The organism is Comamonas sp. BIGb0124 (genome assembly GCF_003752175.1).
GTDB lineage: Bacteria > Pseudomonadota > Gammaproteobacteria > Burkholderiales > Burkholderiaceae_C > Comamonas_F.
Genome location: NZ_RJVF01000008.1, coordinates 740,071 through 757,752 on the forward strand (window position 1 = coordinate 740,071; position 17,682 = coordinate 757,752).

Sequence of the window (17,682 nt, forward strand, 5' to 3'; positions counted from 1 at the left end):
GATCCCTGTTCGGCTGCCATCATGGTTTACCCCTCATATTCGCGAAAAGTCGGGGTGAGGGTGTCATCCCGGACCCCCGCTCGGGGTAAAGACTGACACGCTGACGACAAACTGCTTTATATGCTCGACTTTCAACGAACCGACCGAGGGCGTATCCATGAGCATGGCTTCCGATTTCATTGCACGCACAGGCACCAGCGTCTCAGATTTGGCTTCTGCGCTTTCACGCATGAACAACAAGGTCGAAACAGCGGACGTCACGCGCTGGACCTTCGAAGACGGTTCGACGATCGAGATCGAAAAGCCCGCGAACAATCGCCCCTCTCACAATCCGCTTGCGCCGCGGCAGGAAAATGCTTTCCGGCATGCGCTCTGGATGTAACTGGGCAGTCAAAACGGCCGGCACCACGCCAAACGCAAAAAAAAACCCTGACGTCTGCACGTCAGGGCGAGGCCTGAGGGGCCGCTTCAACAGGCCCCCTCGGGCCTGCCAAGCCGCGGTGTCAGCGTTGCTGATCGGGCTGACGGGGGGACTGGGGTTGGTTCTGCCCAGGCTGCTGTGCGGGCTGTTGCTGACGACCGGGAACTTGCTGGTCTTGCTGACCGGGTTTGTTCTGCGGATTCTGGTTTTGCTGCTGATTCTGGTTCTGAGCCATGTTGCGTCTCCAGTGAGCGAGGCGATGTTGCCTCAGAACCGAATCTAAAGACATCTCCCCGTCTCCGAAGCCGGTGCAGGGGGCCAGCCCCGGTAGTCCGAGGCGCCCCTCCCTGTAAGGCCGCCCATGACTCGGCATGCGCGTTGTCATCAGCGCCCCCGGTACGCCGCACGAGCCGCGTCCGTCACGAGATCGGTCAGCCCCTCCGATCGCGCAGCCTTGGCCGCCCGCTCCAGCGGTCCTCCGGAATCAGCCGCCTCTCAAAGAGAGAATTCGGGCCCGGTGTACTCGATCGCCACATGGCGTTGGCCGGAAACGATCTCGGCCGCCAGTTGACGGACCTTCGCCGCGACCGACTCGGGCACGCCCTGCCCCAGCGCGAGGCGCACGGCACTTTCGTTTTCCAGGCCGATCTGTTTGACGACTCCAGGCTTCCAGCTTCCTTTGGCGTAATCGCTTGCGGCCTGGTACACCGCCTGACTGACATCGGCGATGGCCGAGGCGATGAACACGTCCGGGTCTCGCCGGGTCCAGTCGACGACGTTGCCGATCTGCCTGACCCCCGCTTCGCGGCAGGCGTCGATGGCGCCCTGCCGCCCCGCGTTGAGCATCGTGAAAATGACATCGGCCCCGGCCTTGATCTGAGCGGCGGCAACGCGCTTGGACAACGCGTTGTCGTCCTGGTTGCCGGAGAAATTCGTCAGCACCCTGATCTGAGGATTCACGGCCTTCACGCCATCGACAAACGCCGCACGCCCCTTGAGCCCCGGCACGACACGAATCCCGGACATGTGGCCGACCACGCCGGTGCGGGTGGTCAGCGCAGCCAGGGCGCCGGCCAGCCAGGCCGACTGCTCCTGCAGCACCTCGTAGCTGGAGAGATTGGCGCCTTTGACGTTGCCCTGCGTGACGACGAACTGCACCTCGGGAAAGCGCTGGGCGACTTCCATGGCAGCACCGTTGTTCTGGCCACCGTGTGCGACGACCAGACCGGACTCGCCTTGCGCAAGACGCGTCAGCGCTTCCGCCAACAGCTCGGGTTTGGGCGCGATCTGATCGATGTAGCGGCCGGTGAAGGGGAAATCGGCCAAGGCTCGCTGGTAGCCCTCGAAACCCGATTGCATGAAGCCGTGATCCGCGACGTTGCCCGCGAAAAGCGCGCCCAGGTGACGGCCGCCCTGGCCCGCGCGACTGGCACATCCCGTCAAGCCGACGGCGGCGATCGACATCAACGCCGCTCGGCGGGAAAGCGGCATACCGGTAGTCGTCATGTTCATCTCCAATCCAATGTGTATACAGTTTTAGACGATTTTTTGTATACAAGAATCGTGCCATGTGACGCCTGGCACCGCCTCACGACAGGCCGAGTCGAAATCGGCAACCGCAAGACCGGGGCATCGCTTGCAGCGCGGAAACCGCGTGAGGGTCGAGCTTTTTTCCGCACTCGGATCGGATGAGGCCCATCGCTTCGCCATCGGAAAGACCGGCGCGGTACCCCCTTGTGCTGGTCACTGCGTCGTAGTAATCGACGACGCAAAGGATGCGTGCAAGCCAGGGGATGCGGTCTTGCGCCAGCCCGTCGGGGTAGCCCGAGCCGTCGAACCATTCGTGGTGGGCACGGACGATCGGTGCGATCGCCTGGGCAAGCGCCGGGGCTTCGTCGAGCAGCAGGTTCTGCCCGAGCTCCGAATGCCGGCTCACGATGCGTCGTTGCCCGGCATCCAGCGGGCCGGGGAAGTCCAGGATCTCGATGGGCACAAAGATCTTCCCGATGTCGTGCAGCAAAGCTGCCCGGAACAGGGTGGATCGGTCTTGCGTGGTCAGGCTCAGCCGCCTGGCAATGGCTCTGGACAGGCCCGCGACGCGCAGGCAGTGGTCTGCGCTCGAGGGATGGTGCGTGCGAAGGCGCTGGAAAAGAAGTTCGAGGGTCGACTGCATGGAAGTGGCTACGCGACCGGGAACGCACCACTCCGGACCGATGCCGACGGCGACGGTGTCCACAGCCGTGCGCCCCTCTGTCGGAGAACGCGTGTTGTAGGGATGTCTGGAGGACCGCATTGTGTCGAGCCCAGGCCCGGATGCATTGACGCAGCGCAAACAAGCCGCGGCTTGCTGTCGGGGTGGGAGAAATTCACGGGGGATTCCCGACACGCTCCTACGTCCAACCGCTTCGCAAGTGCCTAGCCTGAACGAGGTGCTCGAAAGCTGGGATCCCCCCGCATTCGTCATTCCCACGCCTGTCGTCTGGACGCATCCCGACCCGGCATGGCCCTCGCCCGTCGACACACGGCGCGGACAAGGACAGGCCTCTATCTGCAGGGCACTTGCCCTGCCCCATCTCTATCCGAAAAGGTGACTCCAAGGTGGCAAAAAAGAATATCGCAGATCTCCTGGTCCAGACGCTTGCTGCGGCGGGCGTCAAGCGCATCTGGGGGGTCACGGGCGACAGTTTGAACGGACTCAACGACAGCCTGCGGCGTGCCGGCACCATCGACTGGATGTCCGTGCGCCACGAGGAAACAGCCGCCTTCGCAGCAGGTGCGGAAGCCGCTGTCAGCGGCCAACTGGCCGTCTGCGCGGGCAGTTGCGGACCCGGCAATCTGCACCTGATCAATGGGCTGTACGACTGTCACCGCAATCGGGTACCCGTTTTGGCGATTGCCGCGCACATCCCTTCGTCCGAGATCGGGCTGGGGTATTTCCAGGAAACCCACCCGCAGGATCTGTTTCGCGAATGCAGCGATTTTGTCGAGTTGGTGACGAATCCTGCGCAGTTGCCGCAGATTCTCAGCCGTGCACTGCACACTGCGATCGGTCGCCAAGGCGTGGCGGTGCTGGTGATCCCCGGCGATGTCGCGCTCGCCGACGCACCGGACAGCGGCGCACCACCCTGGATCCTGGATGCCGCGCCGTCATCCGTGCCGTCGCCGAAAGAGGTCGAACGGCTCGCCGGAGTCCTCCAGGATTCGAAGGCGATCACGATTCTTGCGGGTGCCGGCTGCGCAGGCGCCCATGCGGAACTGGTGGCGCTGGCGGACAAGCTGAAAGCGCCGATCGTCCACACGCTGCGCGGCAAGGAACATGTGGAATGGGACAACCCTTTCGATGTGGGCATGACCGGGCTGATCGGTTTTTCATCGGGCTATCACGCCCTGATGAATGCAGACACGGTGCTGATGCTGGGTACGGATTTCCCGTACCGCGAGTTCTATCCCCAGGATGCCGCCATCATCCAGGTCGACCGCGACCCCACGGCACTGGGGCGCCGGGCGCCTCTGTCGCTGGGGGTGTGCGGTGGGGTGAAGGAGACGCTCGGCCAGTTGCTGCCGCGCCTGAAAGAACGGCGTTCCCGTCGTTTTCTGGACAAGGCGCTCGACCACTATCGCCATGCCCGGCAGGGCCTCGATGAACTGGCGGTGCCGGCACCGCCAGGCGAGGCCGTCCACCCCCAGCACCTGACCCAGCTTGTGAGTCAGCTGGCTGCCGACGATGCGATCTTCACGGCCGATGTCGGCACGCCCGCGGTCTGGGCCGCGCGTTACCTGCGCATGAACGGCCGGCGTCGACTGCTGGGCTCGTTCAACCATGGTTCGATGGCCAACGCCATGCTGCAAGCCATCGGGGCGCAGGCCGCCGAACCGGGACGTCAGGTCATCGCCTTGTCGGGCGACGGCGGCTTCACGATGATGATGGGCGACTTCCTGACGTTGGCACAGCTGAAGCTGCCCGTGAAGGTGGTGATCTTCAACAACAGTTCTCTGGGATTCGTCGCCATGGAGTTGAAGGCCGCCGGTTATCTGGACAACAGCACCGACCTGCAGAACCCCGATTTCGCAGCCATCGCAACTGCGGCCGGATTGGAGGGTTTCAGGATCGACGACGCCTCGCAGCTCGAGCCGACGCTGGCCGCTGCCCTCGCCCGCCCGGGCCCGGCGCTCATCGACGTGCGTGTCGCCCGGCAGGAACTGGTGATTCCCCCCAAGATACAGCTCGCACAGGCCAAGGGCATGAGTCTGTACATGCTCAAGGCGGTGATCAACGGCCGCGGCGACGAGGTCATGGAACTCGCACGGACGAATTTGCGATAAGCACGGCCGCGGGGGCTGCACGCCGTGCCGCGCCCACGCGTCGTCGCCACAGTCAGCGGCCATCTTTCAGCCCTGGGGCGCAGCGATCAGGCGGCCTTCCTCGCGCTCGCGCTTTTTTTCGCCGCGGCCTTGCGAGGCGGCGAAGCGGCGGCTTTCTTGGCAGGAACCGAACGAGCGGACTTGCGCGCCGGCTTCTTGTCCGGCTGGAGAGCACTCACCTTCGCACCGCTGCTGCCTTGTCTTGCAGGCGCCTTGCCTTCCCCGCGGCTGGAGCGGCCTTCCAGGCTGCGCTTGAGCAAGGCGGTCAGGTCGAGTACGTCGGCTCCGCCGGGCGCTGCAGCGGGTGCGTCGGCCTGCGGCACATCCTCGATCTGGCCGGCCTTGGCCTTGATTTCGATCAGTTGGTGTATTTCCTCGGCAAACGAATTGCGGAACTGGTCGGCATCCCACGTCTGCGTCATGCCATCGATCAGCTGCCGTGCCATCTTCAGTTCGGCCTCCTTGATGCCGAGCGACTTGACGTCCATGGGCGGCAGATCCAAGGCCTCGAAAGACCGGATCTCGCCACCCCATCGCAGCAGATTGAGCACCAGTGCGCGGCCGCAGGGGATGAGCACGGCCAGATGCTGCTTCGACTGGATCACCACCTTGGCCACACCGACCTTGTTGCTCGTCCTGAGGGCCTCTCTGAGCAGGGCATACACCCTCTCGCCGCGTTTGAGCGGCGCCGTGTAATAGGGGCGTTCGAGGTAAACGAATGGAATCTCGTCGGCGTCGAGAAAGGATTCGATCTCGATGGTCTGCGTCACCTTGGGAAAGGCGGCCGCGATTTCCTCGGGCGTCAGAACGACATAGCGGCCATCCTCGTACTCGACCCCTTTGACGATATCGGCCGCACGGATCTCCTTGCCCGTGACCTTGTTGATGCGTTTGTAGCCCACGGGCTCCATCGATCGTTTGTCGAGCCAGTCGAAGTCGATGCCGCTGCTCACGGTCGCCGAGTACAGACCGACGGGCACATGCAGAAGGCCAAAACTGATGGCGCCTTTCCACATCGTCCGCGTCGAGGTGGGGGCTTGGCTCTTATCGCGCGGCATGACCGTGCTCCATGGGCGCGACGGCAGCGGCAGCGTTTCGCGCACGACAATCGGTATTCGACATGGCTTTGTCCTTGGGCTGCAGGTCACCCATGTTGCATGCCGAGGCACTGTTCAAGAAGTCTGGTCACGCGCCGCCTCGCTGTAGGACGCCGGGGTGAAACCGATGCAGAGAATCGACTGCAGATCGTTCTCCTCATGCCTGAAAACCGCACAGGGCTGGCCGCTCTCGGCCTACAGCAACGCCTTCGCAACGCGAGGACACTCGACCCATGGGAGCGAACCCTTGGAAAACGACGGCGCTTGCGTCGCCGCCCAGACCGATTGCAGGTCGATCCGACTCGACTGCCCGAAGCCTATGCAGATTTCTCCGATTCCAGTCAACGAAGCCAGCCGAATCCTTGCGCTGCACGCGCTCAAGATCCTCGACAGCCAGCCCGAAGAACGATTCGATCGCCTGACCCGCATGGCCCGGCGCATGTTCGGCGTGCCCATCGCCGTCGTGTCGCTGGTCGACACGGACCGCCAGTGGTTCAAGTCCAAGCAGGGCATCGACATCTGTGAAACCTCGCGCGACATCTCGTTCTGCAGCCACGCACTGCTCGACGACGGCATCCTGGAAATTCAGGACGCTTCGAAAGACGACCGATTTTTCGACAACCCCATGGTGACGGGCGATCCGCATGTCCGCTTTTATGCCGGCTGCCCCATCAGGATCGACAGTCACCATGCCGTGGGCACGCTGTGCCTGATCGACAGCAAGCCACGCACCTTGAGCCAGGAGGACCGTGGATTGCTCAAGGACCTGGCGACGCTGGCCGAGGAAGAGATTGCCGGCATTCAGGTGGCGACCCTCGATCATTTGACGCAATTGAGCAACCGCCGTGGCTTCGAAGCACTGGGCAACCACGTGCTCGCCACCTGTCGCCGGCTGTCCGTGCCGGCGACCTTGCTGTTCTTCGACCTCGACGGCTTCAAGCAGATCAACGATCGTCATGGTCACGCCGAAGGCGATCGCGCGCTGCAACGCTTCGCGCGGATTCTGGGCACGACATTCAGGCACTCCGACGTGTATGCGCGTCTGGGCGGCGACGAGTTCGTGGTGTTGCTGAGCAACGCGCCCGAATCCGACATTTCGGTGGCGCTAAACCGCTTGCAAGACGCCGTGGATGCGTCGAATGCGGACGTCGAGCCGGGCCTGGCGCTACACTTCAGCGCCGGTGCAGTCACCTATGAATCGGACTCGGACGACATCACCTCGCTGCTCCGCAAGGCTGACCAGCGGATGTACGAAAACAAGCGATTGCGACGCAGCAAACCGCATTGAATAGGGCGACACCTGATCCGCGTGCGGCTCGACAGGCCGTGCGACAGGCGGGCCGCCGCCGGCCAAAGGCCGGCTCGTGTCAGGCGCGGCGGCCACCCACCAGCAACAGGCCTCCGCCGATCACCACGGCAGCAATGCCTGCCCACATTGGAATGTTCACGGTTTCTTTTTCCTTGACGGACAGCGACAGCGGACCCACCTGCGCCTCATGCGTTTCCTTGGTGAAACTGAAGCTGCCGATGGCCGAAGCGGCGATGCCCGCGATGACCAGAATCAACCCGGCGATACGTGTTCCATTCATGACTGTCCTCCAAATACGTGACTGCTAGGGTGAGGGCCAGTGTGGCGACGTTTCAAACAGGGGTTTGTCAGCCACGGCGCCAGCCTGTCGAAGGCCTCTCTCCCGACAGAGTTGCCGAAACTCGACGAACCATCGAGCCGATGGCCTGTCCTGTCGTCGCGCCGCTCATCCGGTGTGACCCCGCGCATCGAACCTTCCGTCTACCCCGCAGGTGCGGGGTATGCCAGGAACGATAAAATTGCGCTCACCCCCGAGGACATGCAATGAACATGACCTCGTGGTAAAAAGTATTCGTTTACAATTTTTTCTCGGTCATCGTGCGAGTCTGGCACTATCGTTAACCCTGACGACTGCGTGGCGACCTGATGTCAGCCACCCTATTTCTGCACACCCATGCACGTTCCGCCGATTCCCGCCAACGAAGCCAGCCGCATCCTTGCGCTCCACGCTCTCAAGATACTTGACAGCGAGCCCGAGGAACGTTTCGACCGCCTGACGCGCATGGCACGGCGAATGTTCGATGTGCCGATCGCCCTGGTTTCGCTGGTGGACGTCGATCGCCAATGGTTCAAATCCAAGCAAGGCATCGATGCAAGCGAGACGCCGCGCAGTATTTCGTTCTGCAGTCATGCCATCGTCGAAGACCACATCATGGAGATCCCGGATGCCCGGGAAGACATCCGCTTTTTCGACAATCCGGTGGTCACGGGCGATCCGCACGTGCGCTTCTATGCAGGTTGTCCCATCAAGATCAGCGGCGGCCATGCCGTCGGCACGCTGTGCCTGGTCGACCGCGAGCCTCGTTCGCTGAGCCCCAAGGACCGCGAGCTGCTCCAGGATCTGGCCGCCATGGCCGAAGACGAGATCGCCGCCATCCAGAGCGCCACCATCGATCACCTGACGCAGATGAGCAATCGCCGAGGCTTCGAAGTACTGGGCAACCACGTGCTGGCCACGTGCGCGCGGCTGTCATTGCCCGCCACGCTGCTCTTCTTCGATCTCGACGGCTTCAAGCAGATCAACGACCAGCACGGCCATTCCGAGGGCGACCGGGCGCTGCAGCGATTCGCCGAGGCCATGAGCCTGACTTTCCGGACTTCCGACGTCTATGCCCGGCTGGGGGGCGACGAGTTCGTGGTGCTGCTGAGCAATACCTCCGAGCCCGAGATCCACGCCGCGCTCGAGCGGTTGCAGCACGCCATCGACGCATCCAATGCAAACGTGGTTCCGGGCCTGCATCTTCGTTTCAGCGCCGGCGCTGTGACTTCAGAAGCGGGCTCGGAAGACATCGCCGCACTGCTGCGCAAAGCCGATCAGCGCATGTACGAAAACAAGCGGTTGCGGCGCACGGCCGTCTGATCCGGCTGACGTCGGCTCGCCCTGAATGGCAGCTGCCACAGGGCATCGCGCAGGAACGACATGGGCCCGTTGCAGCCCATGTGACGACGCCTCCAGATTGTCAATAATTCTCAAAGAATCGCAATAATCTACTGGGATTGCCGATTCGCTACCTATGCTCAGTGACTCCGTTTCAGTGAATGGAGTCACAGCAATGCCAACAATCCGAGTCGCGTGGGGAGCAGAATCCGGCTCCAAGCATCCTGAAGGTGTCGGAAAGTGGGTTCCCGACACCCTGCAGAATCGGGGGATCCTGATGAAGTCCATCGAAGCGATCGCCCCACCTGAATCCGGCGAAATCAAGTGCTTCTGGCTGGAATACCGATCGTCTCAACAGCGCAAGCTGTCCGCGTCGCAATCGCCGAGCGGCTCGATGCAGCGCTTGCCCTGGTGGCCCGCAGTGCCTGCCGTGCGCGCCAAACCCAAAAGATGAAAAAACGCCGGCATGTCGCCGGCGTCTCGGTCGGTGTTCAGGTGGGGTCTACTTTCGACCGCGTCCGAAGATAAAGCTTGCAACAGCCAGGATGATGAAAACAAAGAACAGAATCTGTGCGATTCCTACCGCACTGGATGCAATGCCACCGAATCCGAAAACGGCAGCGATGAGTGCGATGACAAGAAAGACGACGGCGTAGTGAAGCATGGTGGATCTCCTGAAGGGATTTGACGTTTAGGAATGGAACTTGAGTTGCCTTGGCCCATGGTGCGATCCGTCGAACCGTATGCATCGTCAAAGCCGGTGAGCCGGTTCAACATGGCTGTCATGCTCAACATGGCTCTCTCCTTTGTGACGTTGGCCGGTTGCGTGACCGAGCCCTGTTTGTAACCCCACCCCAGTCGCATCGTTGTAGGCGCAGGTGCTTTCGGAAAGTGAGCGCCATGTGGGCGTACGCTCTGGCGTAGCCGCCTCCTACAATTTGCACCACCGCGTGGGAAAAACCTCGTCCCCCGGGGGCCTGTCCGATGGCCCTGCCCACGTGCAGTCACCCGAACGACTGGGACGTACCGCCCTTGCGAACCTGCGCGGGTCAAGTGGATGCCGGCTGGCTCTCACACCAGCGGTCACTGATCGAAAGCAGGCCGGATGCCGGCCTGCCGCTGTGACCCCGACCGGACCCGCTTCGATGCGGGTCTTTTCTGAGTTCAATGAGAATTCGAGCAGGTCTGCTTTTTGAATCAAAAACCGCACACCACAAGACGTCGAATCCAGCCCCTGGTCAAGGCACCGAGCTGTCAATCAACTTGGCGTTGTGCCGGCGAAATTTGACGATGAGATCCTGCTCTTCTTGCGCGGTCAGGAGTACGAGTTGACCGGTCAAGCGATGACGATAGAGATGGCAGTTTCTATAAAACAGCTTGACCCATAACGGACGGTCGACACGAACCAGGAATTCGCCGTCGACACGTTGCACAGAAAGTTGACTCATGGACTCCTCGTTTCGCTCAGCGGAGCTGGGAAATTCTAGTGTCGCATTCGGCTGCATTCAATACCCATTAATCGGTACCCCATCCTGGATGGATCATCCCATCAAAATCAATTCAACTGTCATTTTTGATCACAAACAAGAGCACAGGACACCCCAGCTCGATCGTTTCATGTAAATGTCCCCGGTGCATTGGACATAAAAAAACCCCGATCCTCATTGATCAGGGCCGCCGTCAGACCCGAGGCTACTTGTTCCGTAAGATACGGGACTGCATTTCCAACAACATCATCCGGGCTTTTTCGATGCGCGATGGCTACTCGGCTGCGACGGCTGATCTGATTTCTTATTGCTACCCGTTTCTTCCTTCGGGTTTTTACTCGGCTTCTCCGCCGAGCTCGAGCCTGTTTTCTTTTCGTTCTGTCCCGGGCTCTTGGTCATGGTGTTTTCTCCTGGTATGAAGCGAATTTGCCTCATTCCCGAATCTAGGCTCAATACCTTCACCGGTAATGTCCAGCTTGTGCTGTCAAAGGGTAGTCCATGACCCCATCGATAAACATTCAGCTACATTCCCACAGGCCAACCGACGGAATAGGCAGCCTGGCTCGGCCTGCCGCAAGCGCTGGCAGGACCTCTGCCAGTGGCAGCGGCAGCGGTCTTCTGCCTGCGTCGCCGCGGCAAAGCTCCGAAACGCGGTTCGCTCAGAGCATGCCGAAGCTGATCGCGTAGTTGACCGCCTGGGCACGGGTGCGGACCCGCAGTTTGCGATAGATGTTCCGCACATGCACGTTCACGGTCTGGCTGCTGATGAGCAGGCGTGCGCCGATCGCCGTGCTGGTGTAACCGCCGGCGATCATCTTGAGGACTTCCTTCTCGCGCTCGGACAATTGATCCATGAAGGAGCCGTCTGCCTTGCGGGTGCGGCCAGGCTCTCCTTCGAGGCGTAGCAGCAGACGTTTGGCCAACTGAGGAGTGATCGCGGCACCGCCATTGGCGACCTCCAAAATCGCATCGGCAAAACGATCGAACCACGAGTACTTCACCAGATAACCCGTGGCACCGGATTCGAACGCTCGAAGAGCCGATTCCTCGCCGTCCATGACGGAAATGACAACGGCCTCGGAAGAAGGCCGTATGCGCTTCATGTGGGAAATCAATTCGTAACCCGTGCCGTCGCCGAGGTTGATATCGACCATGAGGACATCGAAGTCATGCGCCATCAGCGCCCGTCGCCCACTCCGAAAACTATCCGCTTGAGCGACCAGCAGCAGCCGCTGATCGGCGAGCAGCTCTTGGGAAATGACATGGCGCATGTTTTGGTCGTCGTCGACGAGCAGGACACGCACCGGACGCTCGGCCTGGCCGACCAGGTGATAGGGCCAATCGGAACGGGTCTTGAGCGGGATGGTGGGGGCTGACGATATCCCACCGCCTTCGCCGCTACCGGAGTTGGAGCGCACATGCCATGCAGTCATGCCATGGCCGGGAGACGTCCCGAACGGGGCTTTGAACCCCGGGCTTCCGGTTCGGTCCACACGCGGCTCTTCACCTTTCAGGCTTTTTACATAATGACTCATTTTTGTCTTCCCCTAGATTCAATTAACTTCACGTCCAAGCCGGCCCCGGCGTCCCTGAAAAGACCCCAAGCCAGCACTGCCACCATTCGCAAAACCCGATTAGAACCAATCAAAAAAGAACTCAAACGGAACAAGACCCAGTCCTCGAACAACTCCTATCGATAACCTAACCAGCAAAACCCAGTCTTGGCTCTGCGTCGACTTGATTCGAAACAGCAAGTCACACGGGAGCGCAGCACAGGGCGGCGGAACGATTTTTAAGGGGCTCCCGCCAATTTGCAAGCATTTAAATCAAATATTTTCAAATAATCATTATGATACATTTATTACAACTTGTAACTAGTCAGTAGTTAGCCCATCGTTCAATTTGAAAATCCATTTTTCCCGGTTTCCACCCAGCAAGGACCGACTCCGTAATTTCACGCAAACAAGAAAATGAAGAACTTTCAGTCTATATACATTTTGGCCATCCAGTAGAAGAGTGGCCGGTCGGCATCATATCGATGCTACAAATAAGATAGTTAAATATTACCGATTAACAAAATCCTACATTCGACGTCGTTTCGGCCTCCCATCAAACGGCCGGCAAATTCCTAGGTACCTGCTAAATGGGATTGGCGTCGTTGTCCCACAACTGGAGACTGGCTAGCGGACGGAACCCAAGCACAGCCACAGGAGGGTGGGCCGGTGATGTCCTCACATGCAAAGGTAAATGGCGAGCCTGTCCATGGGCCTTTGTAATTTTTAATGTCGATTGAAGGAATGACCATGAAGACTGTATCTACGCTGACCCTGGCCATCGTGGCCATGCTCGGTACCTCGTCCGTGATGGCCGCCCCGCCCGGCGGTGGCCATCACGGTGGCGCTCAAGCCCTGGAAATCAACGCCCCGTCCATCCAGATCGCGTCCATCAAATCCACGCTGGTGAACAACCAGGCTGAAGGCAATGGCACGGACGCGACCCAGAACCTGGCGTCCAACAGCGGCAAGGTCCAGATCAATGCCCTGTCGGTGCAGCTGGTGTCGACCAAGGACAGCAGCGTGACCAATCACGCCGATGGCAGCGACGCCGTGGCGCTGCAGAACATCGCGTCCAATGCAGACGACGTGCGGATCGACAGCACCTCGGTGCAGGCCGCCCTGATCAAGCAGTCCAGCGTCAACAACTATGCGCAATCGGACAGCTACGCAAGCCAGAGCCTGGCCTCGAATGCCAACAACGTGCGCATCAACAGCGGTTCGTTGCAAGTGGCGCTGGTCAAGAACTCGGGTGTCTACAACACGGCCAAGCGCCATGGCAACGCGATCCAGAACGTCGCGTCCAACAACGGCGAGTAACTCGTCCTGACGCCCGGCATCCGTCTGGGCTGAGCATCGCCATCGCCTGCTTTCCGCAGGCGATGGTTTTCCATGCCCGATGCGCATGGCGTTCTCGCGGCCTGAACCGCACCGGTTTCACCCACCGGTTGATCGTGATACGAAGGAGCTTGCCATGACTTTTCAGAAAACATCTCGCAACCGGCCATCGCCACCCCCCAGGCGGGTCGCCGCCCGCCGATGGGGTTGGGCCGCCGCTCTGGGGCTGCTGGTGCAGACCGCGGCGCAGGCGCAGTTTGTGCCCGGCACCGATCCCGTGGTGCTGAACTCGGCCGTCAGCGTGGAAATGATGCCGCTGGCCGAGAGCAAGTCCAAGGGGATCGAGGGCAGCGGCGAGATGCCGTCGTGGCTCAACGCCAAGGTGGTGCGCTACGAAGCCAAAGCCGGCAGTGCCGACCGGGGCTCGATTTCGACGGACACCGATGTAAACAGCTACACCTCGATTCAGAACGGGCGGCGCACCTGTGTCCAGGAAGTCGGCAGCAACACGGTGGCCGCCGGAGCAGGCGGGCGATACGGCCCGGGACGCGGCGGCGATCAGATCGTGGTGTTGCGCGGCGACCTGATCAACGTCTGCTGAGACGGACGGCCGCGCGAGAAGCCATTCCTTGCGGCGCAAAGCCGTCGATCCGTTAGAAAAATAGGCAGGCAGGGGTCGACACGACATCCTCCGGCCTGAAAGAGGGAGATTCCGATATGAATGCACGCAAGACGATGCAGGCTGGCGCGTGGTCGTCACGCTGCTCCGACATCCGGCGGCCCAGCGGCGCCCGGCGCTTCATGCGCGGCATGGCGGCGGCGATGGCCTCGCTGCTGCTCTCGGCCTGCGGCAACATGGATGTCCGCAAGGATGCCGACTTCCAGTTGCATGGTCACACCCAGGATCGCCCGGCCCTGCGGCCGACGCGCTCGATCTCGAGTTTCTCGGATTCGTTGATGTGCATGGACCGTCTGCTGCGGGAAGCGCGGGCATCGACGACGCTGATCACCAGCAAGAACATCCCCGACTACTCGGGCAACGTGGCCGTGGCGACCAAGGACATGATCATCACGGCGCTGTCGCAGATGTCGCGCATGAGCAATGCCTTCCGGTTCGTGGACTACGAAGTGGACATCGTGCGCCAGGACACGGTGCAGAACCTGACCACGATCCTGCTCAACAACAACCAGTTGCAGTTGCAGCGCCCTGCGCTGTATGTCTCGGGTGCGGTGGCTTTTCTGGACCGCAGCGTGATCAGCAAACAAATGGATATCGGCGTCTCGGGTACCGATGCCGAGGCAGGCTACAGCCGGACGCGAGGTGTGTCGCTTATGGGATTGGACTTGCACCTCGGCGATTTCCGCACACGCACACTCATTCCCGGACTGGATTCGGCCAACGAGATCGTCATCGGTAATGGCGGCAGGGGGCTGGATCTGGCAGGACGCATCAACAGCTATGGCGTGCAGTTCAACGTGGGACGCGACTACACGCAAGGCACCGGCCCGGCCATGCGCACCCTGGTGGAGCTGGCGACGATCGAGCTGGTCGGCAAATGGGCCCGGCTGCCCTACTGGCAATGCCTGACCCTGGACCAGACCCATCCCGACTTTCAGCGCCAGTTGCTGGATTGGTACGAAGAGGGTTCGCCGGGAGCCCGGCAGAGTCTGGTCCAGCGCGCGTTGGGCCAGAAAGGTTACCTGCGGCCTCAGGCCGAAATCCTGCCCGGCAACGATCCGGTGCTCGTCAACGTGCTGGGCCAGTTCCAAGCCGACAGCGGTATCGTGGCAACGGGTGTGCTCGATTTCAGCACCTACGAGCGTGCGCTGCGGGATTTCGTGTCGCTGGACCGCAATGGCGGCCTGGCGCGGGTGGGCTGGGTGCCCTCGGGCGGCGGCCTGCCCGTGGCGAATCTTCAGCCAGGCGCGGCCGGCGGCTCCGAGGGGGTCCGGCGTACGGTTGAACTGCGCGTGGAAAACCTCTTTGCAGGCCGCGCGGGTTTTGCACCCGCCGAACAGGTGTTCCTGACGGCACGGGTCTCGCGCAACTCGCATCTGTATTGCTATCTCGCCAATGCTTCCGGCGTCATGCGGCTGCTGCCCAACGAAACGAACTCCCAATCGCTTGTCGCCGCCAACCATGCCATCCGCATTCCGGACTGGATGAGCCCCACACCGGGCTTCATCCTGCAGGCCGATCGTCCGGGTATCGAGTCGGTCACCTGCCTTGCGACGGACCGCCCGATTCTGGCCGAGCTGCCCGAAGTCTTCCGCGGCGAACCCATTCGGCCCATCCCTGGCATCCGCAATGTCGCCGAACTGCTGCAGGCCCACGACGGACTCGCCGACAGCAACACCTTCACGCAAGCCCGAGCCGAATGGCGGGTGCTGGAGTCGCCCCGCGGCACGGCATCTGCCGTCCCTGCGGCACCCACCGCTTCGGCTTCTGCCACCGCGAGGTGACCATGACGACTTCTCGGAATGCCCCCCTCTCGTGCCGCCCCTCCAAGACCGGCGGCGTGACCGATGCCCGGAGACTGGCCGGCCAGCGCTCGGAATCAGGTACGGAAGACGCCTGCTCGCGGCAACGGCGCCGCCAGCGGCTTCATGCCGACATCGTGCTGAGATGGTGCGCCGCCGTTGTCCTGGCGCTGGTGTTGAGTGCGCTGCCGGCCTTGACGACATATGCGCAGCTCGTCGCGGTACCGGCCGAAGCGATGCCATCGCAGGATCCGCTCTTTCCGATCGTGCCACCAGGCCCCGACCCGCTCGAGCGCCAGCCTCGCCGCAATGCCATCCGCATCGCCCCTGCAGAAGACCCGCGCTGGCAGAAGGACCTCGAACGCCTGAGCACGTTCGCCGCCGGTGGCCAGATTCTGAAGGAACCGCCGGGCAGCCGGCACATGAGCTTTCCCGCCCAGCGTGCGGAAGCGGCATGGCTGATGGGTTTGCTGCGCCTCCATGGACTGCCGAACGGCGGCGATGCGGGCGAGGCACACCAATGGTTCGAGCGCGCCCAGGCATCCGGTTCACGGATCGCGGAGGCCGGGCTTGCCTGGTGCGCCATCGACGGCTGCGGACAGCCGCCGTCAAGAACGGAGGCCGAAAGGTGGCTGACGCGCCTCGACGGCAGTTCGCCCGCCTTGGCGCAATACCTTCGATGGCTGATGATCACACGCACCCACGCCGCATCCGAAACCGGTGCGTCGGCCAGCACGTCGACACCGGACAACACCGACCCGGAGGCGCGTGCGCATCTGCTGCGGGCCGCGCGCCAGGGCGACATCAATGCGCTCATCGCGCTGGGCATGAGGGAAGCCGAAGCCGGCCAATTCGCCGAAGCGCGCATGCGTTTTCGACAAGCCGCATCTCGCTCTGCCGCAGCGGCCAGCAACGTGCGCATCATGAACGAGCGCTTGGGAGACACGCCTGCAAGCGCTTCGGCGGGTGGGCCGAGCGGCTCCGGTCCGGCGCCGCCGCGTGTCGAGCCGATGCACGAGGTGTTTGCACAGGCCCAGCGGTTTCACCGAGGCCAGGGGACGCCGGTCAACTTCAGCGAGGCGATACGTCTCTATCGTCTCGCGGCACAGCAGGGCCATGCCGAGGCCCAGCGCATGCTGGCATTGATTTTTTCGCGCGTCACCCCGAACGGTCAGTTGGATGTGAACTGGATGCAGCAACTGGCGTATGTGGATACCACGCGACCGCAATCCAGCTTCGGCTCGCCGGTGGTCACGCCCCAGTTGCAGCAAGAGCCGACGCCTCTGTTCCATCTGCTGCCGGCCGACTGGCGCGATGCGGTGCTGCAGTTCCGTCAGCCCAAGGTTCGCTGATGTGCCGGTTATCCTGAACGGTGTCGTTGGAGCTCGAACCTGAGCTCAGCCGGATCGAGCCCCAAGCCCGCGCAGGCAGGCGAACCGGCGACGGGGGGGGTCGGGCCGGCCGCATCATCCTCGCCAGTCGCTGCGAGTCCCTGCGGGCTTGCGCAATGTCGGACGGAAGACCTCTTCGGCAGAGGGCTCCGACAAGGCCGCCAACGCCTCTGGCTCCGGCAGGACGGCAGGACGTCGCGCCCGCATGAAGAGGCCCAATCCCTGATTGGACCGCTCGAACACCACACCTTCCGCGATCAGCGTGGCCGTCATGCCATGGGCGACATATGAAGCGGCAGAACCACGTTGCCCTCGATCGAGTCGCGCCGATATGGCCTCCCATGCAGCCTGTGCGGCACGGCCGGTGTCCGATTTCGTATAGGTCACCAGCGCCTCGAGCGGCGGTGCCGCCCCCCGTGCCGAATCGACTGCCGGTTGCACCAGCGCATCGATCAGCGCTTGAATCGCGGCAAGACCGTCCCTGGCCTTGCGTTGGTCGAGCAGGCCTTCACGCGCCAGTCGAGCGAGCGCCAGTAGTGTCTCTGTCTGCTGTGCAACGACGTTCGACTTGTTTTCTTCGCTCATA

The 17,682-nt window shown here is 62.0% G+C and carries 19 protein-coding genes; 9 read left to right on the top strand and 10 right to left on the bottom strand.

Features of this window, described 5'->3' with window-relative positions; all coding sequences use genetic code 11:
• The first annotated feature begins 157 nt into the window (after positions 1 to 157).
• On the top strand, positions 158 to 382 hold the full coding sequence (locus EC845_RS04570; RefSeq protein ID WP_123295997.1) for a hypothetical protein: 225 nt from the start codon (positions 158 to 160) through the stop codon (positions 380 to 382).
• A 121-nt stretch (positions 383 to 503) separates the two neighbouring features.
• Here EC845_RS04570 and EC845_RS22455 read toward each other — a convergent pair whose 3' ends face one another.
• The 3 genes from EC845_RS22455 to EC845_RS04580 form a co-directional block, all read right to left on the bottom strand.
• Complete coding sequence (locus tag EC845_RS22455; RefSeq protein ID WP_199739722.1) at positions 504 to 656, bottom strand: hypothetical protein; 153 nt, start codon at positions 654 to 656, stop codon at positions 504 to 506.
• A 260-nt stretch (positions 657 to 916) separates the two neighbouring features.
• Positions 917 to 1,927: a BMP family protein gene (locus EC845_RS04575; protein ID WP_158615615.1), complete on the bottom strand. Its 1,011-nt coding sequence runs from the start codon at positions 1,925 to 1,927 to the stop codon at positions 917 to 919.
• Between the two features lie 82 nt (positions 1,928 to 2,009).
• Positions 2,010 to 2,594 carry an HD-GYP domain-containing protein gene (locus tag EC845_RS04580; RefSeq protein ID WP_158615616.1) on the bottom strand — a complete coding sequence of 195 codons (585 nt, stop codon included), beginning with the start codon at positions 2,592 to 2,594 and terminating at the stop codon, positions 2,010 to 2,012.
• Between the two features lie 425 nt (positions 2,595 to 3,019).
• On the opposite strand from EC845_RS04580, the gene poxB reads away from it, so the two are divergent.
• Complete coding sequence (poxB, locus tag EC845_RS04585; protein WP_123296000.1) at positions 3,020 to 4,744, top strand: ubiquinone-dependent pyruvate dehydrogenase; 1,725 nt, start codon at positions 3,020 to 3,022, stop codon at positions 4,742 to 4,744.
• 86 nt (positions 4,745 to 4,830) lie between these two features.
• Here the strand turns inward: poxB and EC845_RS04590 are convergent, their stop codons facing one another.
• On the bottom strand, positions 4,831 to 5,841 hold the full coding sequence (locus EC845_RS04590; RefSeq protein WP_123296362.1) for a Ku protein: 1,011 nt from the start codon (positions 5,839 to 5,841) through the stop codon (positions 4,831 to 4,833).
• Positions 5,842 to 6,007: 166 nt separating this feature from the next.
• Between EC845_RS04590 and EC845_RS04595 the strand changes: the two genes are divergently transcribed.
• Complete coding sequence (locus tag EC845_RS04595; RefSeq protein ID WP_370451253.1) at positions 6,008 to 7,168, top strand: diguanylate cyclase; 1,161 nt, start codon at positions 6,008 to 6,010, stop codon at positions 7,166 to 7,168.
• A gap of 79 nt (positions 7,169 to 7,247) precedes the next feature.
• Here the strand turns inward: EC845_RS04595 and EC845_RS04600 are convergent, their stop codons facing one another.
• Positions 7,248 to 7,469 carry a hypothetical protein gene (locus EC845_RS04600; RefSeq protein ID WP_123296002.1) on the bottom strand — a complete coding sequence of 74 codons (222 nt, stop codon included), beginning with the start codon at positions 7,467 to 7,469 and terminating at the stop codon, positions 7,248 to 7,250.
• A 393-nt stretch (positions 7,470 to 7,862) separates the two neighbouring features.
• On the opposite strand from EC845_RS04600, the gene EC845_RS04605 reads away from it, so the two are divergent.
• Both EC845_RS04605 and EC845_RS22050 read left to right on the top strand, forming a co-directional pair.
• The gene (locus tag EC845_RS04605) at positions 7,863 to 8,828 is read left to right on the top strand and encodes a sensor domain-containing diguanylate cyclase (protein WP_123296003.1); all 966 of its coding nucleotides are present in this window, start codon (positions 7,863 to 7,865) and stop codon (positions 8,826 to 8,828) included.
• A 154-nt stretch (positions 8,829 to 8,982) separates the two neighbouring features.
• On the top strand, positions 8,983 to 9,300 hold the full coding sequence (locus tag EC845_RS22050; RefSeq protein WP_148077242.1) for a hypothetical protein: 318 nt from the start codon (positions 8,983 to 8,985) through the stop codon (positions 9,298 to 9,300).
• Positions 9,301 to 9,348: 48 nt separating this feature from the next.
• On the opposite strand, the gene EC845_RS04610 is transcribed toward EC845_RS22050, so the two are convergent.
• From EC845_RS04610 to EC845_RS04615, 4 genes are all read right to left on the bottom strand, one after another.
• Complete coding sequence (locus EC845_RS04610) at positions 9,349 to 9,510, bottom strand: DUF1328 domain-containing protein (protein ID WP_123296004.1); 162 nt, start codon at positions 9,508 to 9,510, stop codon at positions 9,349 to 9,351.
• A 574-nt stretch (positions 9,511 to 10,084) separates the two neighbouring features.
• Positions 10,085 to 10,294, bottom strand: a complete 210-nt coding sequence (locus tag EC845_RS22055; protein ID WP_148077243.1) for a hypothetical protein — start codon at positions 10,292 to 10,294, stop codon at positions 10,085 to 10,087.
• 285 nt (positions 10,295 to 10,579) lie between these two features.
• Positions 10,580 to 10,732 carry a hypothetical protein gene (locus EC845_RS22305; protein ID WP_158615617.1) on the bottom strand — a complete coding sequence of 51 codons (153 nt, stop codon included), beginning with the start codon at positions 10,730 to 10,732 and terminating at the stop codon, positions 10,580 to 10,582.
• A gap of 260 nt (positions 10,733 to 10,992) precedes the next feature.
• Positions 10,993 to 11,868, bottom strand: a complete 876-nt coding sequence (locus tag EC845_RS04615; protein WP_233597927.1) for a response regulator transcription factor — start codon at positions 11,866 to 11,868, stop codon at positions 10,993 to 10,995.
• A 768-nt stretch (positions 11,869 to 12,636) separates the two neighbouring features.
• On the opposite strand from EC845_RS04615, the gene EC845_RS04620 reads away from it, so the two are divergent.
• From EC845_RS04620 to EC845_RS04635, 4 genes are all read left to right on the top strand, one after another.
• Positions 12,637 to 13,206, top strand: coding sequence for a hypothetical protein (locus tag EC845_RS04620; protein WP_123296006.1), 570 nt, complete (start codon positions 12,637 to 12,639; stop codon positions 13,204 to 13,206).
• Between the two features lie 154 nt (positions 13,207 to 13,360).
• Positions 13,361 to 13,825: a hypothetical protein gene (locus tag EC845_RS04625; protein ID WP_123296007.1), complete on the top strand. Its 465-nt coding sequence runs from the start codon at positions 13,361 to 13,363 to the stop codon at positions 13,823 to 13,825.
• A gap of 116 nt (positions 13,826 to 13,941) precedes the next feature.
• Positions 13,942 to 15,687, top strand: coding sequence for a DUF4384 domain-containing protein (locus tag EC845_RS04630; protein ID WP_233597928.1), 1,746 nt, complete (start codon positions 13,942 to 13,944; stop codon positions 15,685 to 15,687).
• 2 nt (positions 15,688 to 15,689) lie between these two features.
• Entirely contained in the window at positions 15,690 to 17,057 is a 1,368-nt protein-coding gene (locus EC845_RS04635) for a tetratricopeptide repeat protein (protein ID WP_158615618.1), read from the top strand.
• Positions 17,058 to 17,171: 114 nt separating this feature from the next.
• Here the strand turns inward: EC845_RS04635 and EC845_RS04640 are convergent, their stop codons facing one another.
• Positions 17,172 to 17,681: a hypothetical protein gene (locus EC845_RS04640; protein ID WP_123296009.1), complete on the bottom strand. Its 510-nt coding sequence runs from the start codon at positions 17,679 to 17,681 to the stop codon at positions 17,172 to 17,174.
• Position 17,682 lies beyond the last annotated feature (1 nt).

Coding starts and splice junctions, on each gene's coding strand:
- EC845_RS04620 (WP_123296006.1), top strand. CDS start 12,637: ATGAAGACTGTATCTACGCTGACCCTGGCCATCGTGGCCATGCTCGGT.
- EC845_RS04570 (WP_123295997.1), top strand. CDS start 158: ATGAGCATGGCTTCCGATTTCATTGCACGCACAGGCACCAGCGTCTCA.
- EC845_RS04640 (WP_123296009.1), bottom strand. CDS start 17,681: ATGAGCGAAGAAAACAAGTCGAACGTCGTTGCACAGCAGACAGAGACA.
- EC845_RS22305 (WP_158615617.1), bottom strand. CDS start 10,732: ATGACCAAGAGCCCGGGACAGAACGAAAAGAAAACAGGCTCGAGCTCG.
- EC845_RS04610 (WP_123296004.1), bottom strand. CDS start 9,510: ATGCTTCACTACGCCGTCGTCTTTCTTGTCATCGCACTCATCGCTGCC.
- EC845_RS04615 (WP_233597927.1), bottom strand. CDS start 11,868: ATGAGTCATTATGTAAAAAGCCTGAAAGGTGAAGAGCCGCGTGTGGAC.
- EC845_RS04605 (WP_123296003.1), top strand. CDS start 7,863: ATGCACGTTCCGCCGATTCCCGCCAACGAAGCCAGCCGCATCCTTGCG.
- EC845_RS04630 (WP_233597928.1), top strand. CDS start 13,942: ATGAATGCACGCAAGACGATGCAGGCTGGCGCGTGGTCGTCACGCTGC.
- EC845_RS22455 (WP_199739722.1), bottom strand. CDS start 656: ATGGCTCAGAACCAGAATCAGCAGCAAAACCAGAATCCGCAGAACAAA.
- EC845_RS04635 (WP_158615618.1), top strand. CDS start 15,690: ATGACGACTTCTCGGAATGCCCCCCTCTCGTGCCGCCCCTCCAAGACC.
- EC845_RS04625 (WP_123296007.1), top strand. CDS start 13,361: ATGACTTTTCAGAAAACATCTCGCAACCGGCCATCGCCACCCCCCAGG.
- EC845_RS04595 (WP_370451253.1), top strand. CDS start 6,008: ATGCAGAGAATCGACTGCAGATCGTTCTCCTCATGCCTGAAAACCGCA.
- EC845_RS22050 (WP_148077242.1), top strand. CDS start 8,983: ATGCTCAGTGACTCCGTTTCAGTGAATGGAGTCACAGCAATGCCAACA.
- EC845_RS04600 (WP_123296002.1), bottom strand. CDS start 7,469: ATGAATGGAACACGTATCGCCGGGTTGATTCTGGTCATCGCGGGCATC.
- EC845_RS04575 (WP_158615615.1), bottom strand. CDS start 1,927: ATGACGACTACCGGTATGCCGCTTTCCCGCCGAGCGGCGTTGATGTCG.
- EC845_RS04590 (WP_123296362.1), bottom strand. CDS start 5,841: ATGCCGCGCGATAAGAGCCAAGCCCCCACCTCGACGCGGACGATGTGG.
- EC845_RS04580 (WP_158615616.1), bottom strand. CDS start 2,594: ATGCAGTCGACCCTCGAACTTCTTTTCCAGCGCCTTCGCACGCACCAT.
- EC845_RS22055 (WP_148077243.1), bottom strand. CDS start 10,294: ATGAGTCAACTTTCTGTGCAACGTGTCGACGGCGAATTCCTGGTTCGT.